The organism is Streptomyces sp. NPDC094147 (assembly GCF_044764265.1).
Taxonomy (GTDB): Bacteria; Actinomycetota; Actinomycetes; order Streptomycetales; family Streptomycetaceae; genus Streptomyces.
The window spans coordinates 403,350-425,037 of sequence record NZ_JBIWHT010000001.1 but is presented as its reverse complement, the minus strand read 5'-3'; the positions used below and the strand labels follow the sequence as shown (position 1 = coordinate 425,037).

Genomic DNA, 21,688 nt, shown 5'->3' with positions numbered 1-21,688 from the left:
AACGCGATGATATGGGGGCAAAGCGTTTCACAGTGGACGCGGGTGGAGCCGGGGGGGAGCCCCCCGGCCCTACCGCGGCTCACGCGTCGCCGCTCTCCTCCGCGCTCTCCGCGCGCCGGTCGGTGCGCTCGGGCAGCTCCGCGGCCAGTGCGGCCGCGGCTTGTACGAGGGGAAGCGCGAGCAGTGCCCCGGTTCCTTCGCCCACTGTGACGCCATGATCGAGCAGAGGGTTGAGTGCCATCCGGTCCAGCGCCTTCGCCTGGCCCGGCTCGCCGCTCAACTGGCCCGCCAGCCACCACTCCGGAGCCCGGAAGGCCGCCCGCTGGGCCACCAGCGCACAGGCCGACGCGACGACCCCGTCCAGGATCACCGGCAGTCTGCGCACCGCACACTGCAGCAGGAAACCGGTGGTGGCGGCAAGGTCCGCGCCGCCCACCGCGGCCAGAAGTTCCAGCTGGTCGCCGAGAACCGGCCGGGCCCTGCGCAGCGCGTCCCGGATCGCGGCGCACTTGCGCATCCACGCCAGGTCGTCGATCCCGGCGCCGCCGCGGCCGGTGACCACCGAGGCGTCGGTGCCGCAAAGCGCCGCGATCAGCACGGCCGCGGGGGTGGTGCCGCCCACGCTGAGGTCGCCGAGCACCACCAGGTCGGTGCCGGAGTCGGCCTCCTCGTCGGCGATCTTCATGCCGAGCCGTACGGCCGCCTCAGCCTCCTCCACGGTGAGCGCGTCCTCGACGTCGATGCGGCCGCTGCCGCGCCGCACCCGGTGGCGTACGACGTCCTCGGGCAGCAGCCCGGGGTCGCAGTCCAGACCCGCGTCGACGATCCGCACGGAGGCGCCCTGGCGGCGGGCGAGCACCGCGACCGGGCTCGCGCCGTCCAGGACGGAGCGTACGAGGGTGTGCGCGGAGCCCGCCGGGCGGGCCGAGACGCCCAGTTCGGCCACGCCGTGGTCGCCCGCGAAGAGGATCACGCGGGGCCGTTCGACGGACCGGACCGGGCTGGCGCCCTGCGCCGCCGACAGCCAGGTGGCCAGCTCGTCCAGGCGGCCGAGCGCGCCGGGCGGCACGGTCAGCCGCTCCCGGCGTTCCTCGGCGTCCCGCCGCACACCGTTGTCGGGGCGTTCGATCAGATCGGAGAAGTCGTCCAGGTTCAGCCTGCTCATCTGCCGAACAGTACCGGCAGCGCGCCGCCGTCAGCCGCGCAGTGCGAGTGCCTGCCCCGCGACGACGAGCAGCACCTGTTCGCACTCGGCCGCGAACGCCGCGTTCAGACGCCCCAGTTCGTCCCGGAACCGCCGCCCCGACGAGGTGGCCGGCACCACGCCCGACCCCACCTCGTTGCTCACCGCGACCAGCGTCCGCGAGGTGCCGCGCACCGCCGCGACCAGTTCGGCCGTACGCTCCTTCAGCGCCCGCTCGCCGCCCGCCGCCCACTTCTCGTCGTCCCACGCGCCGACCCGGTCCATCGCGTCGGTCAGCCACAGCGCCAGACAGTCGATCAGGAGCGGCGGCCCCTGCTCGTCGAGGAGCTGCGCCAGCTCGCAGGTCTCCTCGGTGCGCCACGAGGAGGGGCGGCGCTCGCGGTGCAGGCCGACCCGCGCGGCCCACTCCGCGTCCCCGCTCCGGGAGCCGCCCGTCGCGACGTACACGACCTGCGGGAAGCCCTCCAGACGCCGCTCGGCCTCCACCGACTTCCCCGACCGCGCGCCGCCCAGGACCAGCGTGCGGCGCGGCACATCGGGCACCGCGTGGTACTCGCCGACCACCAGCGTCGTGCCGTCCGGCACCGCGCGGGCGCCCAGCGCCGCGAGCCGCCGCGCCAACTCCCGGCCGGGCGGCACGTCGTGGTCGAGGTGCACGGCGATCACATCGGTGGCCGGCCCGATGCCGCCCGCCGCCCGCAGCCGCGCCAGCGCGTCGGGGCGCCCCGCGACATCGGCCACCACCATGTCGTACGGGCGCACCTCGGCGGGGCCCGCGGGCGCGCCGCCCGGCGGCAGGTACAGCAGCCGTTCGCCCTCCGGCGAGGTCACCTCGTACCCCGTCCCCGGCGAGTCCAGCGGCACGGCCAGCACCCGGTGGCCGCTGATCAGCGTCAGCCTGCGGCCGTCCGGCACCCGTCCGGCCGCGGGCAGCCCGGCGGGCAGCTCCATGGCGGGCCCGGTGTGCGGATGGGTGAGCAGCACCTGCCGCACACCCGCCAGCGAGTGCCCGGCACGGGCGGCGGCCAGCGCCGCGCCCGGGGTGAGGTCGAGCAGCAGGGCGCCGTCCACGAGCAGGGCGGTCGCGGCACGCACCCCGCTGCCGCGGGCGACGGCGCACGCGGCGCAGGGACAGTCGGGGCGCGGCAGCCCGGTGGGGGCCCCGGTGCCGAGGAGAGTCAGTTCCACAGGGTCGATCCTCCCGCGTCACCGGCCCTCTTGCGCGCCCGGTTACGCTGCGGGCAGCAACGTGACCCAGGAGGCGGACATGGCGTGGACGTGGCGTTTCGAGAAGTCGGACGGTACGGAGGTCGAGCCGGCGGTGGCGCCGGAGGAGTTCACGACCCAGGGCGACGCGGAGTCCTGGATCGGCGAGGTGTGGAAGGACCTGCTCGAAGGCGGCGCCGACCAGGTCTTCCTCTTCGAGGACAGCACCCAGATCTACGGCCCGATGAGCCTGCACGCCGAACAGGTCTGACGATCCGGCCGGGGGCGCGGACGGCGCCCCCGGCCCGGCTCAGACCTCGCCGAGCGTGACCTCGGCGGTCTTCTTCACCCTGTCGCGGATGTACGTCACCTGGATCTTCTGCCCGGGTTTGTCCGCGGCCAGCGCCTCCGTCAGCGAGGTGATCGTGGTGATGTCGGTGCCGCCGGCCCTGATGATGATGTCGCCCGCCTTCAGGCCCGCCTTGGCCGCGGCGCCCTTCGCGTTGGCGTCCACGATCGCGACGCCCGCCGGCTGGTAGCCGCTGTCGACGACGGTGCGTCCGGTGATGCCGAGCGCGGCCCGCCCGGAGTCGGTGACCTTGCCGCTCTTGATGATCTGGTCGGCGACCGTCTTCACCATCGACACCGGGATCGCGAAGCCGATGCCGGGGGCCGCGCTGCCGCCCATGTCCGGGTCGGTCGCGGCGAGCGTCGGGATGCCGATCACCTCGCTGTCGAGGTTGACCAGGGCGCCGCCGCTGTTGCCGGGGTTGATCGCGGCCGAGGTCTGCACCATGTTGGCGATGGTCGCGCCGGTACCGCCGCCGCCCCGGCCCTCCGAGACGGTGCGGCCGGTCGCCGAGACGATGCCCTGGGTGACGCTGGAGGACAGGCCGAGCGGCGAGCCCATGGCAAGGACGATCTGCCCCATCTCGACCTTCGAGGAGTCGCCGAACCTGGCCGCCTTCAGCCCGCCCGGCACCGAGTCGAGCTTGATCACGGCGAGATCCTGCTCGGGGTAGGCCGCGACCAGCCGCGCGAGGACGGCCGAACTGCTGCCGGAGGCCGAGACCTTGAAGGTCCGCTCGTTGCCCACGACATGGGCGTTGGTGACGATGTGCCCCTGGGTGTCGTAGACGATCCCCGACCCGAGGCCGGCGGTCGCGTCGATCTGCACGACGGACGGCAGCACGTTCTTGATGACCCGCTGGTAGTCGCTCTGCAGCGAGTCGGTGACGGGTCCGCTGTTCTGGACGCTCGACGCCGACGGGCTCGGCGATCCCTTCGGCACCGCGGAGCCGGACCGCGAACAGCCGCCGAGGAGCGCGGCGATCGCGACGGCGGCGCTCAGGACCGGCGCCGCGCGGCGCACCCGGCTGCGGCGAAGGGATGCATCCATGGCAGGATTATCCCTTTGGTCCGATTTGGCGTCCTGTTGACGGGACCGATCAGGTACCGGGACGCCGGGCGGGGCCCGCTCGGCGGTTGCCCTGCCTCAGCCCCGTACGCCGAACAGGTGCAGCAGGGCCGCGACCTGGCGGTAGGGGTCGGTGCGGCCGGCCCGGTCCTCGGCTGCGAGGAGCTGCTCCAGCTCGTCGGCGGCGGGCAGCTGCGCGTCGTTCGGCGCGTTGTCGGTGAACACCCGCACCCCGTACCAGACGTGCAGCGGCGCCGCGATCCCGGCGAGCGTGCGGGTCAGCGCGGCGAGGTGGTCGGCCCGCACCACGAGGCCCAGGCGGTTGGTGTACGAGTCCGTGTCGAAGGCCGACAGGGCGCCCGGCCAGTCCCCGGCGAGCCCGGACCGCATGGCCAGCGCGTCCGCGTTCCGCACGAGCAGCGAGAGCAGCCCGCCCGGGGCGAGCATCCGGGCCAGGCCCGCGAGCATCGCGTCCCGTTCCTGGACGTACATCAGGACGCCGTGGCAGAGCACCACGTCGAAGGAGCCCGGCAGGAAGTGCACGCCGGTCTCGCGGCCGTCGCCCTCGATCAGCCGGACCCGCTCGCGGATGCCCTCGGGTTCGGTGGCGAGCGCCTCGCGCGCCACCTTGAGCATCTCCGCGTCGGACTCCAGGCCCGTCACGGAGTGCCCGGCACGGGCCAGCCGCAGGGCCTGCGTGCCCTGGCCCATGCCGACGTCCAGGATCCGCAGGCGCTGGCCCACCGGGAAGCGGCCCGCTATCTGCTCGTCCAGCTGACGGGCCACGAGCTCCTGGCGGACGGTGTTGCGCAGCCCGCCGAGACCCTTCAGCCAGGCATCGGAGGCGCCGCCGAACCCGGACACATCCGGGTTCAGGGCCGCTCTCCGCGCTTGACCTGCGGCTTCGGCAGTCGCAGTCGGCGCATCTGGAGCGTGCGCATCAGGCCGTAGGCGACGGCGCCCTTCTTCGGCTCGTCCGGGAAGCGGGCGGCCAGCGCCCTCTTCAGCCGGAAGGCGAGCCCGATCGAGTCGAGGACGATCAGCACGATCACCGCGAGCCACAGCAGCAGCGAAAGGTTCTGCAGGCTGCCGACGCGGATCATCGAAAGGACCAGGATGATCACCGCGAGCGGCAGGAACATCTCGGCGATCGAGAACCGGGAGTCGACGTAGTCGCGGACGAACTTGCGCACCGGACCCTTGTCGCGGGCCGGGAGATAGCGCTGGTCGCCGTTGGCGAGCGCCTCGCGCTGTTTGGCCATGTCGATCCGGCGCGCCTCGCGCTGGCGCTTGGCGGCCTCCTTGCGGTCGGTCGGCACGGTCGAGGCACGGCGGCGCTGAGTCTGGGCCTCACTCCGCTTGGGAGTGGGGCGCCCCTTGGGGGCCTCGGGGTCGCGGGGCTGCTTGGAGAGGTCCGCCGTCACCTTGTCGGTGGGGGCCTTCTCTTCGTTGGAACGGCTACGGAACACAATCCCCAAGGGTACGGGGTGCGGCGCATGGACCCCAGGCCGGTGGGGAACGATCCCACAACGCCTTGCGTCTGTACCGTCGGGAGCGAGCGTGCGACATGCATGGTTTCCCGGGGGTCGCCTACTCCTTGCGCCTGATCGGCGCGGAGCGTAGTCGTCCTTGGGGATGAGCGCATCGTTGCCCGAACAGTGCGGTAATGGATGCAGGGCCCGTACTGTGGGTTCTGTTGCAAGCTGGAGCTGGAGTCCGTCAGAAGGGGGCGCGCGAAGCCCATGAGCGGTGTCATGAAGCGTATGGGGATGATCTTCCGCGCGAAGGCGAACAAGGCCCTTGACCGGGCCGAGGACCCTCGCGAGACCCTCGATTACTCGTACCAGAAGCAGCTTGAGCTGCTCCAGAAGGTGCGCCGGGGCGTCGCCGACGTGGCGACCTCCCGCAAGCGTCTGGAGCTGCAGCTCAACCAGCTCCAGAGCCAGTCCTCCAAGCTGGAGGACCAGGGGCGCAAGGCCCTGTCGCTCGGCCGCGAGGACCTGGCCCGCGAGGCCCTGTCCCGCCGTGCCTCGCTGCAGCAGCAGGTCACCGACCTGGAGACGCAGCACCAGACCCTCCAGGGCGAGGAGGAGAAGCTCACCCTTGCGGCCCAGCGCCTCCAGGCCAAGGTCGACGCCTTCCGTACGAAGAAGGAAACGATCAAGGCCACCTACACGGCGGCCCAGGCGCAGACCCGGATCGCCGAGTCCTTCTCCGGCATCTCCGAGGAGATGAGTGACGTCGGCCTCGCCATCCAGCGGGCCGAGGACAAGACCGCGCAGCTCCAGGCGCGGGCCGGCGCGATCGACGAACTGCTTGCCTCCGGCGCCCTCGACGACCAGTCGGGGCTCGCCAAGGACGACATCCAGACCGAGCTGGACCGGCTGTCCGGTGGTACGGATGTAGAGCTGGAACTGCAGCGGATGAAGGCCGAGCTGATGGGTGGCGGAGCCGCCGGAAAGCAGGCCATCGAGGGCGGCGCCGCCGCTCCTCAGGACAAGGCCCCGCAGCAGAGCCCGCGCTTCGACAAGCAGTGACGAGCGGCAGGAGACGTTCATGATCGTCCGGATCATGGGGGAGGGGCAGGTGAAGCTGGCGGACAGCCACTTCACCGAGCTCAACAAGCTTGACGACGAGCTGCTCGCCGAGATGGAGGCCGGGGACGAGGAGGGCTTCCGCCGCACCCTCGGTGCGCTCCTCGACGCGGTCCGCCGCCTGGGCGAGCCCCTCCCGGACGAGGCCCTGGAGCCGTCCGAGCTGATCCTCCCGGGACCGGACGCGACCCTGGACGAGGTGCGGGAGATGCTCAGCGACGACGGCCTCATCCCGGGCTGAGGAGCCGGTGTCCACACCCCGCCCGGGTCCGCGGCGGGGTTTCGGCACGGGCTCCGACGGGGCCGGGGGCGCGGGCCCGTTCTACGGTAGGTGACCGTGACCCTCGCAGACCGTGCCCGCCCCTGGCTCAAGGCGCATCCGCTGGCCCTCGACGCCGCTCTCGCCTTCGGCGTACTGCTCTGCATGGTCGTCAGCTCCTTCGCCGACCCGCACGGACCCAACGGCCCGACCTTCGGCACCCGCACGCCGGGGCTCCGCTCACTCGTCCTGATGACACTGGCCGCGGCCGCCCTCGTACTGCGGCGGCGCCGGCCCATGGCGGTGCTGTCCTGTACCAGTGCCCTCGCCACGGTCGAGCTGGGTCTGGGCGCGCCGCCCGCGCCCGTCGCGATGAGCGCCGTCGTCGCGCTGTACACGGTCGCCGCCCACACCGACCGCCCCACCACCTACCGGGTCGGTGTGCTCACCATCGCCGTCCTCACCGGTACGGCGATGCTCTTCGGCACCCCGCCCTGGTACTCCCAGGAACACCTCGGGATCTTCGCCTGGACCGGCATGGCCGCGGCCGCCGGCGACGCGGTGCGCAGCCGGCGCGCCTTCGTCGACGCCATCCGGGAGCGCGCCGAGCGGGCCGAACACGGCCGCGAGGAGGAGGCCCGGCGCCGGGTCGCCGAGGAACGGCTGCGGATCGCCCGTGACCTCCACGACGTGGTGGCCCACCACATCGCCCTCGTCAACGTCCAGGCCGGCGTCGCCGCCCACGTCATGGACAAACGGCCCGACCAGGCCAAGGAGGCCCTCGCGCACGTCCGCGAGGCGAGCCGGTCCGCGCTCGGTGAACTGCGCGCCACCGTCGGCCTGTTGCGCCAGTCCGGCGACCCGGCGGCGCCCACCGAACCGGCCCCGGGCCTCGCCGTCCTCGACGATCTGCTCGGCGGCTTCCGGCGGGCCGGGCTGCCCGTGGAACTGGCCCGCGCCGACCACTCCCCGCTGCCCGCCTCCGTGGACCTCGCCGCGTACCGGGTGATCCAGGAGGCGCTCACCAACGTCCAGAAGCACGCGGGGCCCGGCGCCAAGGCCGAGGTGAGCATCGTGCGGGTCGGCCCGAACACCGAGATCACCGTCATCGACAACGGCACCGGCACCGGCGGGAGCGAGGGCGGCGGCCACGGCCTGCTCGGCATGCGCGAGCGCGTCAGCGCCCTCGGCGGCCGCTGCACCGCGGGGCCCCGCTACGGCGGCGGCTTCCGCGTGCAGGCGATACTTCCGGTCAAGGCCACGGGGAGCGGGGCCCAGGGGGAAGGCAGCACATGACGATCAAGGTGGTACTCGCCGACGACCAGGCGCTGCTGCGCTCGGCCTTCCGCGTCCTGGTCGACTCCGAGCCGGACATGCAGGTCGTGGGGGAGGCGGCCGACGGCGCCGAGGTCGTGGACGTGGTCCACGCGACACTCCCGGACGTCGTCCTGATGGACATCCGGATGCCCGGCACCGACGGCCTCGCCGCCACCCGCGCCATCACCGCGGATCCCGCGCTGGCCGCCGTCCACGTGGTGATGCTGACGACCTTCGAGGTCGACGAGTACGTCGTGCAGTCGCTGCGGGCCGGCGCTTCGGGCTTCCTCGGCAAGGGCGCGGAGCCCGAGGAACTGCTCGGCGCGATCCGGGTCGCGGCGGCCGGTGAGGCACTGCTGTCCCCGGCCGCGACCAAGGGGCTGATCACCACCTTCCTTGCGCAGGGCGGCAGTTGGGACGGCGGCGAGGACCCGCGGCGGCACGGCGAGCGGCTCGCCGCGCTCACGGTCCGCGAACGCGAGGTCCTGGTCCAGGTCGCGGGCGGCCACTCCAACGACGAGATCGCCGAGCGCCTCGCCGTCAGCCCGCTCACCGTCAAGACCCATGTGAACCGTGCGATGGCCAAATTGGGCGCCCGCGATCGCGCCCAATTGGTGGTCATCGCGTACGAATCGGGACTCGTCCGCCCACGGGTGGACTGAAGGGTGGAGCGCGGCGTACTGCGGCTGCGGTATGCGCGGGATAAGGAAGGGCACCTGCGAGCGAGGAATCGGACCCGCCCCATGGCCGAGGGTTGTGGGTGGGGGCCGGGTCTTCCCGGGTGATGCGCCGCATGGCACGGGTCGGCCGCCTGCCCCTCCTGCTGGGTATCGCCGCTCGCACGCCACAGAAGAGAGACCCCACCCATGTCCTGGCTGTCCAGATTCAGCCTCGCACAACGGGCCCTGATAGGCCTGATGTCGATCGTCGCGATCGTCTTCGGGGCGATCGCCATACCGCAGCTCAAGCAGCAGTTGCTGCCCACCATCGAACTGCCGATGGTGTCGGTGCTCGCCCCCTACCAGGGCGCGTCCCCCGACGTGGTCGAGAAGCAGGTCGTCGAGCCGCTTGAGAAGAACATCAAGGCCGTCAGCGGGGTCAAGGGCATCACGTCCACGGCGTCCGAGGGCAATGCCGTGATCATGGCGACCTTCGAGTACGGCACCGGTACGAAGCAGCTCGTCGCCGACATCCAGCAGGCCGTCAACCGGTCCCGTAACCAGCTGCCTTCGGACGTCGACCCGCAGGTCGTGGCCGGCTCCACCGACGACATGCCGACCGTGGTGCTCGCCGTCACCTCCGACAAGGACCAGCAGGCCCTCGCCGACCAGCTCGACCGCACCGTCGTCCCGGTCCTCCAGGACATCAAGGGCGTGGGCCGGGTCAGCGTCGACGGCGTCCAGGCCCTCCAGGTCGATGTCACGCCCGACGCCAGGAAGCTCGCCGCGGCCGGGCTCGACACCATGGCGCTCGGCGACGCCCTGAAGGCGGGCGGCGCGACCGTCCCCGGCGGCTCGTTCTCCGAGGACGGCAAGAGCCGTACGGTCCAGGTCGGCGGCCCCTACACCTCCGTCAAGCAGATCGAGGACCTGCGGATCAAGCCTAAGGAGGGCGCCCCGGTCCGCCTCGGCGACATCGCCACCGTCAAGCAGGAGCCCTCGAAGCGGGTCTCCATCACCCGGACCAACGGCAGGCCCAGCCTCGCCGTGATGGCCACGATGGACCACGACGGCAGCGCCGTCGCGATCTCCCAGGCCGTCAAGGACAAGCTGCCCGGCCTGAAGAAGGACCTCGGTTCCGGCGCGGAGCTCACCGTGGTCTCTGACCAGGGCCCGCAGGTCTCCAAGGCCATCTCGGGTCTGACCACCGAGGGCGCGCTCGGCCTGCTCTTCGCGGTGATCGTGATCCTGCTCTTCCTGGCCTCGGTCCGCTCCACCCTGGTGACCGCGGTCTCCATCCCGCTGTCCGTCGTCCTCGCCCTGATCGTGCTGTGGACCGGGGACTACTCGCTCAACATGCTCACCCTCGGCGCGCTGACGATCGCGATCGGGCGGGTCGTCGACGACTCGATCGTGGTCCTGGAGAACATCAAGCGGCACCTCGGCTACGGAGAGGAGCGCCAGTCGGCGATCCTCTCCGCGGTCAAGGAGGTCGCCGGCGCGGTCACCTCCTCCACGCTGACCACGGTCGCGGTGTTCCTGCCGATCGGTCTGGTCGGCGGCATGGTCGGCGAGCTCTTCGGCTCCTTCAGCGTGACGGTCACCGCCGCCCTGCTCGCCTCGCTGCTCGTCTCCCTGACGGTGGTCCCGGTCCTGTCGTACTGGTTCCTGCGCGCGCCGAAGGCGATCGCGGGCATCGACCCGGACGAGGCGCGCCGCAGGGCCGAGGAGAAGGAGACCAGGTCCCGGCTCCAGCGGATGTACGTCCCGGTGCTCCGCTTCGCGACCCGCCGCCGCATCACCAGCGTGGTGCTCGCGGTCGTCATCCTGGTCGGTACGTTCGGGATGGCCGGCCTGCTGAAGACCAACTTCTTCGACCAGGGCGAGCAGGACACCCTCTCGATCAAGCAGGAGCTGCCGCCGGGCACCAGCCTGGACGCCGCGGACGCCGCGTCGAAGAAGGTCGAGCAGATCCTCGCCGCCGACCCGGCCGTCAAGAGTTACCAGGTCACCGTCGGCTCCTCCGGCTTCATGGCGGCCTTCGGCGGCGGCACCGGCGCCAACCAGGCCTCGTACACGGTGACGCTGAAGAGCGCGGGCGACTACAACAAGGCGCACGACCGCCTTCAGGCGGCCCTCAAGGACCAGCCGGGCCACCCGGCCGTCTCGGCCGGTGGCGGCTTCGGCAGCCAGAACCTGAGCGTGGTCGTCAAGGCGGCCGACGCGGACGTCCTGAAGCAGGCCTCCGAGCAGGTCCGTCAGGCGGTCGCGGGTCTCAAGGACGTCAGCGACGTCCAGAGCGACCTGGCGCAGAGCGTGCCCCGGGTCTCGGTCCAGCCCAACGACAAGGCGGCCGACGCGGGCTTCAACCAGGCCACGCTCGGCGCGGCCGTCGCCCAGCAGGTGCGCGGCACCCAGGTCGCCAAGGCGGTCATGGGCGACTCCGAGCGCGATGTGTACATCACGTCGGCCAACCCGGCCACGACGGTGGACCAGCTCAAGAATCTCGTCCTCGGCCCGGTCAAGCTCGGTGACATCGCCGAGGTGAAGCTGGTTCCCGGTCCGGTCTCCATGACCCGGATCGACGGGGCCCGCTCCGCGACCATCACGGCCAAGCCGGTCGGCGACAACACCGGCAAGGTCAGCACCGACCTCCAGGCCAAGATCAAGGACCTGAAGCTGCCGTCCGGCGCCACCGCCTCCATCGGCGGTGTCTCCTCGGACCAGTCGGACGCGTTCAAGAACCTGGGCCTGGCGATGCTGGCGGCGATCGCGATCGTCTTCATGCTGCTCGTCGCCACGTTCAAGTCCCTGATCCAGCCGCTGATCCTGCTGGTCTCCATCCCGTTCGCGGCGACCGGCGCGATCGGTCTGCTGATCGCCACCGGCACCCCGATGGGCGTCCCGGCGATGATCGGCATGCTGATGCTGATCGGCATCGTGGTGACCAACGCGATCGTCCTGATCGACCTGATCAACCAGTACCGCAGGCAGGGTCTCGGCGTCGTCGAGGCGGTCGTCGAGGGCGGTCGCCACCGCCTTCGCCCGATCCTGATGACCGCCCTGGCGACCATCTTCGCGCTGCTCCCGATGGCGCTGGGCATCACGGGCGAGGGCGGCTTCATCGCCCAGCCGCTGGCGGTCGTGGTGATCGGCGGTCTGGTGACGTCGACGCTGCTCACCCTGCTCCTGGTCCCGACCCTCTACGCGATGGTCGAGCTCCGCAAGGAGCGCAAGGCCAAGAAGAAGGCGGCCAGGCGCGCCAGGAAGGCGGGGCTCCCGGCCCCGTCGGACGACTCCGACCAGCTGGAGCCGGCCAACGCCTGACCGGCGCCCGCACGACGAAGGCCGCCCCCGGCAAGGGGGCGGCCTTCGTCGTGTCAGGGGGCTACGGCAGGGCCAGCATCCTTTCGAGGGCCAGCTTCGCGAAGCTCTCGGTCTCCCGGTCGACCTGGATCTGGTTGATCAGCTTGCCCTCGGCGAGCGATTCCAGCGTCCACACCAGGTGAGGGAGGTCGATGCGGTTCATGGTCGAGCAGAAGCAGACCGTCTTGTCGAGGAAGACGATCTCCTTGTCCTCGGCGGCGAACCGGTTGGCCAGGCGCCGCACCAGGTTCAGCTCGGTGCCGATCGCCCACTTCGAGCCGCGCGGAGCGGCCTCCAGGGCCTTGATGATGTACTCGGTCGAGCCCACGTAGTCCGCCGCGGTCACCACCTCGTGCTTGCACTCGGGGTGGACGAGGACGTTCACACCCGGGATCCGCTCGCGTACGTCGTTCACCGAGTCCAGCGAGAACCGGCCGTGCACCGAGCAGTGCCCGCGCCACAGGATCATCTTGGCGGCGCGCAGCTCCTCGACGGTGAGCCCGCCGTTCGGCTTGTGCGGGTTGTAGAGCACGCAGTCGTCGAGGGACAGGCCGAGATCGCGTACGGCGGTGTTGCGGCCCAGGTGCTGGTCCGGCAGGAACAGGACCTTCGTCGTCGAGGGCTCTCCCTGCTCGAACGCCCAGTTCAGGGCGCGCTCGGCGTTGGAGGAGGTGCAGATCGTGCCGCCGTGCTTGCCGGTGAAGGCCTTGATGTCGGCGGAGGAGTTCATGTACGAGACGGGTACGACCTGCTCGGCGATGCCGGCCTCGGTCAGCACGTCCCAGCACTCGGCGACCTGCTCGGCGGTGGCCATGTCGGCCATCGAGCAGCCCGCCGCGAGGTCGGGAAGGACGACCTTCTGGTCGTCACCGGTCAGGATGTCCGCGGACTCGGCCATGAAGTGCACGCCGCAGAACACGATGTACTCGGCCTCGGGCCTGGCGGCCGCGTCCTTGGCCAGCTTGAACGAGTCGCCCGTCACATCGGCGAACTCGATGACCTCGTCGCGCTGGTAGTGGTGCCCGAGGATGAAGACCTTGTCCCCGAGCTTCGCCTTGGCGGCGCGGGCGCGCGCCACGAGGTCCGGGTCGGAGGGCGAAGGAAGGTCGCCGGGACACTCCACGCCGCGCTCGCTCCTGGGGTCGGCCTCGCGGCCGAGCAGCAGCAGAGCGAGCGGCGTCGGCTGGACGTCGAGGTCACGGGGCTGGGCGGTGGTCACGTCACGCACCCTTTCTTTTCTGCGGCGAGCCTGGGACAGGCCTTTTCGTCTAAATGACGCTATCTATCATAACTGCTTCACGTCACTTTGACGATGGCCATAGTGTCGATGTGACGCATCCGCCAAGAGCTTGTCCACAGCCCTTTCCCCACGTGCGTTGCGGTGTGCGAGCATGAAAGGGAACGCACGAAGACAGAACGGAAAGACAAGCGCCGCCCCGGAATGAATCCGGGGCCCCTGCGGTTGCAACCGTCGGCAAGCAGTCTCCGTACAACCCGGGAGAGAAGCAGATGTCCGTATCGGACGAGACCACCACCGTGAGCGACGGCATCCTCCTGTCCGACGCCGCCGCGGCCAAGGTCAAGGGCCTCCTTGAGCAGGAAGGCCGGGACGACCTGGCGCTGCGCGTCGCCGTTCAGCCCGGCGGCTGCTCCGGCCTGCGCTACCAGCTGTTCTTCGACGAGCGTTCGCTCGACGGCGATGTCGTCAAGGACTTCGACGGCGTCAAGGTCGTGACCGACCGCATGAGCGCTCCCTACCTGGGCGGCGCCTCGATCGACTTCGTGGACACCATCGAGAAGCAGGGCTTCACGATCGACAACCCGAACGCGACGGGCTCCTGCGCCTGCGGCGACTCCTTCAGCTAAGCCTCGCGGCAGCCGAAAGGCGGATGCCCCCGGTTCTCGGGGGCATCCGCCTTTCGTCGTGTCCGACGTCGAATTCCCTGTCCTGCGGGCTACTTCTTCGGCAGTTCCCTGCCGGTGTCCGCGTCGACCACCTGACGCGCCCCGAGCGGCTGGTGCAGCTCGACCGTGACCGTCTGCTCCTTGGCCAGCGCGATGCACATCTTCTTCGGGTCCCGGACGTGCCCGGTGACCGTGACCCGTACGCCGCCGTCGCTCTCGTCGGCGGTCGCCCTGTACGTGCTGCACACCCCGCCCCAGAACGTCACGGTCAGCGTGCGGCCGTCCTGCGCGACGGCGTACGACTCCAGAGCCGGGATCTGGCCAACCGGTTTGCCGGTCGAGCCCGAGGGCGCCGGCACGGGGGCGCCGGTCGGCGGTGCCGGGGGCTTGATCAGGTACTGGGGGGCCACCGCCGGAGCGGTGACCGTGTACAGCTGCCCGCCGTCCGCCGGCTTCACCTGGAACAGCCACGACGGTACGAGCGTCTGGGTGCCGTCCACGAACTGCGAAGCGAGCCCGAAGGCGGCCCGGTCGACCGTCGCCGTCGAGGGCGTGGTCGGCCTGCACGGGTCCCCGGCCTTCTGCTCCGCCGTCAGCGGCGCCGGACCGTGGCAGACCTTGCTCTTCTGGTCACCGCCACGGCTGTTGAGCTGCTTCAGCGTCTCGTCCGCACTGATCACCGGATAGACGGCGCCCTTCTCCGGCGCCTTCAACTGCCCGCTGCCGCCTACCACTTGACCATCCGGACCGACCTGGATGCCGGTCGTCCAGCCGTATGTGGGAAGGCCGTCGATCACCGGATCGGCGTTCACCACCCGGGTCGAGACCAGGAGCTGCCCGGCGTCCAGCTTGGCGTCGTCCTGGCCCAGCGCCTTGAGGACGGGAGCCGCGGCCGCCTTCGCCGCCTGCTCGCTCACCGGAGTGCCGGTGCCGGGGTCCGCGCCCGTCGTGTGCAGCGGACACATCGTGCCCTTGGGGCAGTTGTCCGAGCCGCCGCTCCCGTGCCGCGCGAACGTCCAGGAGCCCGGCGCCTTCTGATTGACCGTCAGAACAGGGCCGGAACCGTCCTGTGTCACCCCGGCCTTCCAGGCGGTGCCTTCGAGCCGCACCGCCCCGTCGATCCCCAGCGCCCGCGCGAGCCGGGTCACCTCGGCCTCGCCGACCGTGCCGCGCGGCTGGTACACGGACGCCTTGCCGGGGCCCGCGGGCAGCGGGCCCGATGCCCGGTAGACCACGCCGTAGGGGTTGGGCTCACCCGGCGCGATCCCGCTCGGGCCGCCGCCGGCCGTGCTGTCCAGGGCGAGCGGCGGCGGGGCGCCGTCCGCGCCGGGTGACGTACTGCCACCGCCCGAGGACGCCGTCGACGCCCAGTACGCCCCGCCGCCTCCCGCGGCCAGTACGGCCACGGCGACCGCGGCGAGGATCAAGGGAGAACGCCGCGAACGCCGCTGCCGGGGTTCGTCCTGCGTGTGCTCGCTGCTCACCAGATCGCTCCTGTCCAGTCGTATCCCGCATCCCCTTTACGAGGGACGCCACTTGGACGGAGTGGGGGAGCGCGCGGTTCCCTCCGTGCGCCGCACCCGTGCGATCAGGCCGTTTCAGTCCCCGTATTCGGACATGTCGGCGATCAGCCGTACCGACGAGGAAGGAACCGTCACACCGTGGATCAGGGACGGCGGTACGGGCGCCGGAGCGGCCTTCGCCGGAACGACCCAGTGCGGAGCCATCCGCGCGCAGTCGCCGCGCAGCTCCTCCAGGCCCGGATCGACCGTCCCGACAGCTCCGCTGCTCATCTTGGTTTCCATGCTTCGCACCGTACGCACCAGGAGGCATGCGCAGAAAGACCTACTATTGGGTAGTTTCTGCCGGTCGGCCCGGCACCCGCGACCCGGTAGCGTGAACTGTCAACGCCGTCCCTTTCCAGGAGCGCCCCCGTCGTGCGTATCGCAGTCACCGGCTCCATCGCCACCGACCACCTCATGACCTTCCCCGGCCGATTCGCCGACCAGTTGGTCGCCGACCAGCTGCACACGGTCTCCCTCTCCTTCCTGGTCGACAACCTCGACGTACGCCGTGGCGGTGTCGGTCCCAACATCTGCTTCGGCATGGGCCAGCTCGGCGGCAACCCGATCCTGGTCGGCGCGGCCGGCTCCGACTTCGACGAGTACCGCGCCTGGCTCGACCGGCACGGCGTCGACACCGGCTCGGTGCGGATCTCCGAGGTCCTGCACACCGCCCGCTTCGTGTGCACCACCGATGCCGACCACAACCAGATCGGCTCCTTCTACACGGGCGCGATGAGCGAGGCCCGCCAGATCGAGCTGAAGGCGGTCGCCGACCGCGTGGGCGGCCTCGACCTCGTCCTGATCGGCGCGGACGACCCCGAGGCGATGCTCCGCCACACCGAGGAGTGCAAGGCGCGCTCCATCCCCTTCGCGGCCGACTTCTCGCAGCAGATCGCCCGCATGTCCGGCGACGACATCCGCACCCTGCTCGAAGGCGCGACGTACCTCTTCTCCAACGAGTACGAGAAGGGGCTCATCGAGTCCAAGACCGGCTGGAGCGACGCGGAGATCCTCGCCAAGGTCGACTTCCGGGTCACCACCCTCGGCTCCCGCGGTGTGCGCATCGAGCAGGTCGGCTCCGAGTCGATCGTCGTCGGCGTCCCGGAGGAGGAAGCCAAGGTCGACCCGACGGGCGTGGGCGACGCGTTCCGCGCGGGCTTCCTGACGGGCCTGTCCTGGGGCGTCGGGCACGAGCGGGCCGCCCAGCTCGGCTGCATGCTGGCCACGCTGGTCATCGAGACGCTGGGCACCCAGGAGTACACGCTGCGGCGGGCGCACTTCATGGACCGCTTCACCAAGGCGTACGGCGACGAGGCCGCCGCCGAGGTGCGGGCCCACCTGAAGTAGGTCTCAGTTCGTACGGCGCACCCGGTAGGCGGTTCCGCCCTCTGCCGGGTGTTCGCCCACGTACTCCTGCCCCCGCATCTCGCACCACGCCGGGATGTCGAGCCGGGCCGCCTCGTCGTCGGCCAGCACGGTCACGACGCCGCCCACCGGCACCTTCCCGATCGCCTTCGCGAGCTCGATCACCGGGATCGGGCAGAGCTTGCCGAGCGAGTCCACCACGAACTCCGCCGCGTCGCCGGGCCCGGCCGCCGCGACCGGCGCCCCGAGCTTGGTCCGTACGGACGCGACCACCCCCGGCAGCACCTCCAGGAACCGGTCGACGTCCTGCGCCGAGGTCCCCAGGGGGAGCGACACCCGGACGTTGCCCTCGCTCAGCACCCCCATCGCACGCAGCACATGGCTGGGCGTCAGGGTGCTGCTGGTGCAGGACGAACCGGATGAAACGGAGAATTCCGCCCGGTCGAGCTCGTGCAGCAAGGTCTCTCCGTCGACATAGAGACAGGAGAAGGTGACCAGATGCGGCAGCCGCCGCACCGGATCGCCGACCACCTCCACATCCGGCACCAGCTCCACGACCCGGGTGCGGATCCGGTCCACCAGGCCGCGCAGGCGCTCCGATTCGGCCGCCGCCTCCGCCCGTACGGCACGCAGCGAGGCCGCCGCCGCGACGATCGCCGGGATGTTCTCGAAGCCGGCCGCCCGCCCCGACTCCCGCTCGTCCGCGGGTCCTTGAGGGGCGAACCGGACGCCCTTGCGCACCGCGAGGAGCCCGACCCCTGCGGGTCCGCCCCATTTGTGGGCACTCGCCGCGAGGATCGACCAGGCGCCCTCGACCGGCCCCCAGGCCAGCGACTGCGCCGCGTCCACCAGCAGCGGCACCCCGGCCGCCCGGCACGCCTCGGCCACCTCGGCGACCGGCTGGAGGGTGCCCACCTCGTGGTTGGCGGACTGGAGGCAGGCGAGCGCGGTGTCCGGGCGGAGCGCCGCGGCGTACGCCTCGGAGGAGACCCGTCCCGTACGGTCCACCGGCACCTCGGTCACCGAGCCGTCGCCGGACTCGTGGGAGGCGGCCGAATGGAGGACCGAGGAGTGCTCGACCGCGGACACCACCAGATGCCGGCCGACACGCCGACGCCCGGACAAGGATCCGTAAATTCCGGCGTGCACCGCGTACGTCCCCGAACTGGTGAAGGTGAGCTCGTCCGGGCGGCAGCCGACGGCCTCCGCGGCGGCCTCGCGCGCCGCGTCGAGCAGCAGCCTGGCCCGCCTTCCCTCCCGGTAGAGCCGGGCCGGATCGGCCCAGCCCTCGTCGAGGGAGGCCTGCAGGGCCTGGCGGGCGACGGGGTGCAGGGGGGCCGAGGAGGCCGCGTCGAAGTAGGGCACCCGGCCACGCTAACCCCGGCCCGCCGCCCACCGCCCGGCGGCCGATGCGAGGGGCCGTCAGATGGCGCCCGGAGGCCGGGATTCCGCCGGGGCTCCACCCCTTCGGGGACTCGGGCGGCGCGTTGGGCACCCTCCCCGCGCGACCCCAAATAGCGTCCAGTAGGGTTTGGTCCGCATAAACATCCAAACCCCTGCCCGCGTGCCAGGGCGGCGACCGACCAGCGAGACGGCCGTAGCCGACCGGCGCGGGCGAGACTCTCGGGAAGGCGCTACGTGAGTCCCAACGGCTCCGACCGCTCGTCGCGGCGCCCGATGCGGCGGAAGCTGCCGCAGGTGCTGACTGCGGGCCTGGTCCTGGCGACAGCATCCGGTTGCTCGTACAACTGGAAAGACTTCCCTCGACTTGGTATGCCCACTCCGGTGACGGACGAGGCTCCCAGGATCCTGTCCCTCTGGCAGGGCTCGTGGGCGGCTGCGCTCGCCACGGGCGTGCTGGTCTGGGGCCTGATCCTGTGGAGCGTCATCTTCCACCGGCGCAGCCGCACCAAGGTCGAGGTACCCCCGCAGACCCGGTACAACATGCCCATCGAGGCGCTGTACACCGTGGTCCCGCTCATCATCGTCTCGGTGCTCTTCTACTTCACCGCACGCGACGAGTCGAAGCTCCTTGAGCTGTCCCCGAAGCCTGCCCACACCGTCAACGTGGTCGGCTATCAGTGGAGCTGGGGCTTCAACTACGTCGAGGACGTGCCCGGTGTGAAGGGCGACGCCAAGACGGACAAGAACCTGGCCGCGATCCCGGACCGGTTCAAGACCGCGTTCCCGGAGAACGCGGGCGGTGTCTACGACGTCGGTATCCCCGGCACCCGTAACCCGCAGACCGGAAACCCGGGCCCGACCCTGTGGCTGCCGAAGGGCGAGAAGGTCCGCTTCGTGCTGACCTCGCGCGACGTCATCCACTCCTTCTGGGTGGTGCCGTTCCTCATGAAGCAGGACGTCATCCCGGGTCACACCAACTCCTTCGAGGTCACGCCCAACCAGGAAGGCACCTTCCTGGGCAAGTGCGCCGAACTCTGCGGCGTCGACCACTCGCGCATGCTCTTCAACGTGAAGGTCGTCTCCCCGGAGCGCTACCAGCAGCACCTCAAGGAGCTGGCGGCGAAGGGCCAGACCGGCTACGTGCCGGCGGGCATCGCTCAGACCGACCCCGCCAAGAACGCGGAGACGAACAAACTGTGAGCATCCTCAACGAATCTCAGGGTGCCGCGGCAGCAGACGACTCGTACGAGAACGAGCTGCCGGTCCGGCGCAAGCAGCCGGGAAACGTCGTCATCAAGTGGTTGACCACCACTGATCACAAGACGATCGGCACGATGTACCTGGTCACGTCGTTCGCGTTCTTCTGCATCGGCGGCATCATGGCGCTCTTCATGCGCGCCGAACTCGCCCGTCCCGGCACGCAGATCATGTCGAACGAGCAGTTCAACCAGGCGTTCACGATGCACGGCACGATCATGCTGCTGATGTTCGCGACGCCGCTGTTCGCCGGATTCGCGAACTGGATCATGCCGCTGCAGATCGGCGCGCCCGACGTGGCGTTCCCGCGGCTGAACATGTTCGCCTACTGGCTCTACCTGTTCGGCTCGACGATCGCGGTCGGTGGCTTCCTCACCCCGCAGGGCGCGGCCGACTTCGGCTGGTTCGCCTACTCCCCGCTGTCGGACGCGGTCCGCTCGCCGGGCGTCGGCGCCGACATGTGGATCATGGGTCTGGCCTTCTCCGGCTTCGGCACGATCCTCGGCTCGGTCAACTTCATCACCACGATCATCTGCATGCGTGCCCCTGGCATGACGATGTTCCGGATGCCGATCTTCGTGTGGAACGTCCTGCTGACCGGTGTGCTGGTCCTGCTGGCCTTCCCGGTCCTCGCGGCCGCGCTGTTCGCCCTGGAGGCGGACCGCAAGTTCGGTGCCCATGTCTTCGACGCCAGTAATGGCGGCGCGATCCTGTGGCAACACCTCTTCTGGTTCTTCGGCCATCCAGAGGTGTACATCATCGCCCTGCCATTCTTCGGAATCATTTCCGAAGTGATCCCGGTGTTCTCAAGAAAGCCGATGTTCGGCTACTCGGGCCTGATCGGCGCGACCATCGCGATCGCGGGTCTGTCCGTGACCGTGTGGGCGCACCACATGTACGTCACCGGTGGCGTGCTCCTGCCGTTCTTCTCCTTCATGACGTTCCTCATCGCCGTACCGACAGGCGTGAAGTTCTTCAACTGGATCGGCACGATGTGGAAGGGCTCACTGTCCTTCGAGACGCCCATGCTGTGGGCCGTCGGCTTCCTGATCACCTTCACCTTCGGTGGTCTGACCGGCGTCATCCTGGCCTCGCCGCCGATGGACTTCCACGTCTCCGACTCGTACTTCGTCGTCGCGCACTTCCACTACGTCATCTTCGGCACCGTGGTCTTCGCGATGTTCTCCGGATTCCACTTCTGGTGGCCGAAGTTCACCGGAAAGATGCTGGACGAGCGGCTGGGCAAGATCACCTTCTGGACGCTGTTCGTGGGCTTCCACGGCACGTTCCTGGTGCAGCACTGGCTGGGTGTCGAGGGCATGCCGCGTCGTTACGCCGACTACCTGGCGGCGGACGGCTTCACCGCCCTGAACACCATCTCGACGATCTCCTCGTTCCTGCTCGGCCTGTCGATCCTGCCGTTCTTCTACAACGTCTGGAAGACCGCCAAGTACGGCAAGAAGATCGAGGTCGACGACCCGTGGGGCTACGGCCGTTCGCTGGAGTGGGCGACCTCCTGCCCGCCGCCGCGGCACAACTTCCTCACGATGCCGCGCATTCGCTCCGAATCGCCGGCGTTCGACCTGCACCACCCGGAGATCGCGGCTCTCGACCAGCTTGAGAACCACGGCGACGTCCACGGTGACAAGATGCTCGCCGGTGGCAAGGAGGCCGGGAAGTGAAGATCCAGGGCAAGATGTTCCTGTGGCTGTCCGTCTTCATCCTGATCATGGCCGTCGTGTATGGCGTGTGGTCGAAGGAAGCGGCCGGAACCACCGCGCTCGTCATGGCCTTCGGCCTGAGCGTCATGATCGGCTTCTACCTGGCCTTCACGGCCCGGCGGGTCGACGTGGGTGCCCAGGACGACAAGGAGGCCGACGTCGCGGACGACGCCGGTGAGGTCGGCTTCTTCGCGCCGCACTCCTGGCAGCCGCTCTCGCTCGGCATCGGCGGCGCCCTGGCCTTCCTCGCGATCGCCATGGGCTGGTGGCTGCTGTACTTCTCGGCGCCGCTGATCCTGGTCGGCCTCTACGGCTGGGTGTTCGAGTACTACCGCGGCGAGAACCAGAACCAGTAGTTCCGCGCCCGCCGCACTGCGCCACGAGGGGCCCGTCATCTCACGTATGAGATGGCGGGCCCCTCGTTTGCAGTCACCCGGCGCGCTGGATCT

At 70.4% G+C, this 21,688-nt stretch carries 20 protein-coding genes; 11 read left to right on the top strand and 9 right to left on the bottom strand.

Features of this window, described 5'->3' with window-relative positions; all coding sequences use genetic code 11:
- Positions 1 to 79 precede the first annotated feature (79 nt).
- Positions 80 to 1,165 carry a nicotinate-nucleotide--dimethylbenzimidazole phosphoribosyltransferase gene (gene cobT, locus ACIQ8J_RS01965; protein WP_403263832.1) on the bottom strand — a complete coding sequence of 362 codons (1,086 nt, stop codon included), beginning with the start codon at positions 1,163 to 1,165 and terminating at the stop codon, positions 80 to 82.
- A 30-nt stretch (positions 1,166 to 1,195) separates the two neighbouring features.
- A complete protein-coding gene (locus ACIQ8J_RS01960; protein ID WP_403263830.1) occupies positions 1,196 to 2,392 on the bottom strand; it encodes a bifunctional adenosylcobinamide kinase/adenosylcobinamide-phosphate guanylyltransferase in 1,197 nt (398 codons plus the stop codon).
- A gap of 79 nt (positions 2,393 to 2,471) precedes the next feature.
- On the opposite strand from ACIQ8J_RS01960, the gene ACIQ8J_RS01955 reads away from it, so the two are divergent.
- Positions 2,472 to 2,681 (top strand): hypothetical protein, encoded by a 210-nt coding sequence (locus tag ACIQ8J_RS01955; protein WP_403263829.1) that lies wholly within the window; start codon positions 2,472 to 2,474, stop codon positions 2,679 to 2,681.
- 39 nt (positions 2,682 to 2,720) lie between these two features.
- Here ACIQ8J_RS01955 and ACIQ8J_RS01950 read toward each other — a convergent pair whose 3' ends face one another.
- From ACIQ8J_RS01950 to ACIQ8J_RS01940, 3 genes are all read right to left on the bottom strand, one after another.
- Complete coding sequence (locus ACIQ8J_RS01950) at positions 2,721 to 3,809, bottom strand: S1C family serine protease (RefSeq protein ID WP_403263827.1); 1,089 nt, start codon at positions 3,807 to 3,809, stop codon at positions 2,721 to 2,723.
- 96 nt (positions 3,810 to 3,905) lie between these two features.
- Positions 3,906 to 4,613 carry a class I SAM-dependent methyltransferase gene (locus ACIQ8J_RS01945; protein WP_403265158.1) on the bottom strand — a complete coding sequence of 236 codons (708 nt, stop codon included), beginning with the start codon at positions 4,611 to 4,613 and terminating at the stop codon, positions 3,906 to 3,908.
- An 86-nt stretch (positions 4,614 to 4,699) separates the two neighbouring features.
- Positions 4,700 to 5,296, bottom strand: a complete 597-nt coding sequence (locus ACIQ8J_RS01940; RefSeq protein WP_403263825.1) for a DUF3043 domain-containing protein — start codon at positions 5,294 to 5,296, stop codon at positions 4,700 to 4,702.
- Positions 5,297 to 5,569: 273 nt separating this feature from the next.
- Between ACIQ8J_RS01940 and ACIQ8J_RS01935 the strand changes: the two genes are divergently transcribed.
- The 5 genes from ACIQ8J_RS01935 to ACIQ8J_RS01915 all read left to right on the top strand — a co-directional run bounded on the left by ACIQ8J_RS01935 (position 5,570) and on the right by ACIQ8J_RS01915 (position 11,983).
- Positions 5,570 to 6,364: a PspA/IM30 family protein gene (locus tag ACIQ8J_RS01935; RefSeq protein WP_403263823.1), complete on the top strand. Its 795-nt coding sequence runs from the start codon at positions 5,570 to 5,572 to the stop codon at positions 6,362 to 6,364.
- Between the two features lie 19 nt (positions 6,365 to 6,383).
- Positions 6,384 to 6,662: a hypothetical protein gene (locus tag ACIQ8J_RS01930; protein WP_403263822.1), complete on the top strand. Its 279-nt coding sequence runs from the start codon at positions 6,384 to 6,386 to the stop codon at positions 6,660 to 6,662.
- A gap of 96 nt (positions 6,663 to 6,758) precedes the next feature.
- Entirely contained in the window at positions 6,759 to 7,976 is a 1,218-nt protein-coding gene (locus ACIQ8J_RS01925; protein ID WP_403263820.1) for a sensor histidine kinase, read from the top strand.
- Positions 7,973 to 8,659 (top strand): response regulator, encoded by a 687-nt coding sequence (locus ACIQ8J_RS01920; RefSeq protein WP_403263818.1) that lies wholly within the window; start codon positions 7,973 to 7,975, stop codon positions 8,657 to 8,659. The genes ACIQ8J_RS01925 and ACIQ8J_RS01920 overlap by 4 nt, the downstream gene beginning before the upstream one ends.
- 204 nt (positions 8,660 to 8,863) lie before the next feature.
- On the top strand, positions 8,864 to 11,983 hold the full coding sequence (locus ACIQ8J_RS01915) for an efflux RND transporter permease subunit (protein WP_403263816.1): 3,120 nt from the start codon (positions 8,864 to 8,866) through the stop codon (positions 11,981 to 11,983).
- A gap of 61 nt (positions 11,984 to 12,044) precedes the next feature.
- On the opposite strand, the gene nadA is transcribed toward ACIQ8J_RS01915, so the two are convergent.
- Positions 12,045 to 13,241, bottom strand: coding sequence for a quinolinate synthase NadA (gene nadA / locus ACIQ8J_RS01910; RefSeq protein WP_403263814.1), 1,197 nt, complete (start codon positions 13,239 to 13,241; stop codon positions 12,045 to 12,047).
- A gap of 290 nt (positions 13,242 to 13,531) precedes the next feature.
- Between nadA and ACIQ8J_RS01905 the strand changes: the two genes are divergently transcribed.
- Complete coding sequence (locus tag ACIQ8J_RS01905) at positions 13,532 to 13,888, top strand: iron-sulfur cluster assembly accessory protein (RefSeq protein WP_030933606.1); 357 nt, start codon at positions 13,532 to 13,534, stop codon at positions 13,886 to 13,888.
- An 89-nt stretch (positions 13,889 to 13,977) separates the two neighbouring features.
- Here the strand turns inward: ACIQ8J_RS01905 and ACIQ8J_RS01900 are convergent, their stop codons facing one another.
- Positions 13,978 to 15,411: a hypothetical protein gene (locus ACIQ8J_RS01900; RefSeq protein WP_403263812.1), complete on the bottom strand. Its 1,434-nt coding sequence runs from the start codon at positions 15,409 to 15,411 to the stop codon at positions 13,978 to 13,980.
- A gap of 114 nt (positions 15,412 to 15,525) precedes the next feature.
- Complete coding sequence (locus ACIQ8J_RS01895; protein WP_403263810.1) at positions 15,526 to 15,732, bottom strand: hypothetical protein; 207 nt, start codon at positions 15,730 to 15,732, stop codon at positions 15,526 to 15,528.
- A gap of 132 nt (positions 15,733 to 15,864) precedes the next feature.
- Between ACIQ8J_RS01895 and ACIQ8J_RS01890 the strand changes: the two genes are divergently transcribed.
- Positions 15,865 to 16,839, top strand: a complete 975-nt coding sequence (locus tag ACIQ8J_RS01890; protein WP_403263808.1) for a carbohydrate kinase family protein — start codon at positions 15,865 to 15,867, stop codon at positions 16,837 to 16,839.
- Positions 16,840 to 16,842: 3 nt separating this feature from the next.
- On the opposite strand, the gene ACIQ8J_RS01885 is transcribed toward ACIQ8J_RS01890, so the two are convergent.
- On the bottom strand, positions 16,843 to 18,222 hold the full coding sequence (locus ACIQ8J_RS01885) for a cysteine desulfurase/sulfurtransferase TusA family protein (RefSeq protein ID WP_403263807.1): 1,380 nt from the start codon (positions 18,220 to 18,222) through the stop codon (positions 16,843 to 16,845).
- A 273-nt stretch (positions 18,223 to 18,495) separates the two neighbouring features.
- On the opposite strand from ACIQ8J_RS01885, the gene coxB reads away from it, so the two are divergent.
- From coxB to ACIQ8J_RS01870, 3 genes are read left to right on the top strand one after another with little or no spacing between them, the layout of a single operon-like run.
- The gene (gene coxB / locus ACIQ8J_RS01880; protein ID WP_403263806.1) at positions 18,496 to 19,461 is read left to right on the top strand and encodes a cytochrome c oxidase subunit II; all 966 of its coding nucleotides are present in this window, start codon (positions 18,496 to 18,498) and stop codon (positions 19,459 to 19,461) included.
- Positions 19,458 to 21,200: a cytochrome c oxidase subunit I gene (gene ctaD / locus ACIQ8J_RS01875; RefSeq protein ID WP_403263804.1), complete on the top strand. Its 1,743-nt coding sequence runs from the start codon at positions 19,458 to 19,460 to the stop codon at positions 21,198 to 21,200. Before coxB ends, ctaD begins: the two co-directional genes overlap by 4 nt.
- Complete coding sequence (locus ACIQ8J_RS01870) at positions 21,197 to 21,595, top strand: cytochrome c oxidase subunit 4 (RefSeq protein ID WP_403263802.1); 399 nt, start codon at positions 21,197 to 21,199, stop codon at positions 21,593 to 21,595. The genes ctaD and ACIQ8J_RS01870 overlap by 4 nt, the downstream gene beginning before the upstream one ends.
- Positions 21,596 to 21,688: the final 93 nt, after the last annotated feature.

Coding starts and splice junctions, on each gene's coding strand:
- cobT (WP_403263832.1), bottom strand. CDS start 1,165: ATGAGCAGGCTGAACCTGGACGACTTCTCCGATCTGATCGAACGCCCC.
- ACIQ8J_RS01955 (WP_403263829.1), top strand. CDS start 2,472: ATGGCGTGGACGTGGCGTTTCGAGAAGTCGGACGGTACGGAGGTCGAG.
- ACIQ8J_RS01950 (WP_403263827.1), bottom strand. CDS start 3,809: ATGGATGCATCCCTTCGCCGCAGCCGGGTGCGCCGCGCGGCGCCGGTC.
- ACIQ8J_RS01935 (WP_403263823.1), top strand. CDS start 5,570: ATGAGCGGTGTCATGAAGCGTATGGGGATGATCTTCCGCGCGAAGGCG.
- ACIQ8J_RS01930 (WP_403263822.1), top strand. CDS start 6,384: ATGATCGTCCGGATCATGGGGGAGGGGCAGGTGAAGCTGGCGGACAGC.
- ACIQ8J_RS01920 (WP_403263818.1), top strand. CDS start 7,973: ATGACGATCAAGGTGGTACTCGCCGACGACCAGGCGCTGCTGCGCTCG.
- ACIQ8J_RS01915 (WP_403263816.1), top strand. CDS start 8,864: ATGTCCTGGCTGTCCAGATTCAGCCTCGCACAACGGGCCCTGATAGGC.
- ACIQ8J_RS01905 (WP_030933606.1), top strand. CDS start 13,532: ATGTCCGTATCGGACGAGACCACCACCGTGAGCGACGGCATCCTCCTG.
- ACIQ8J_RS01895 (WP_403263810.1), bottom strand. CDS start 15,732: ATGGAAACCAAGATGAGCAGCGGAGCTGTCGGGACGGTCGATCCGGGC.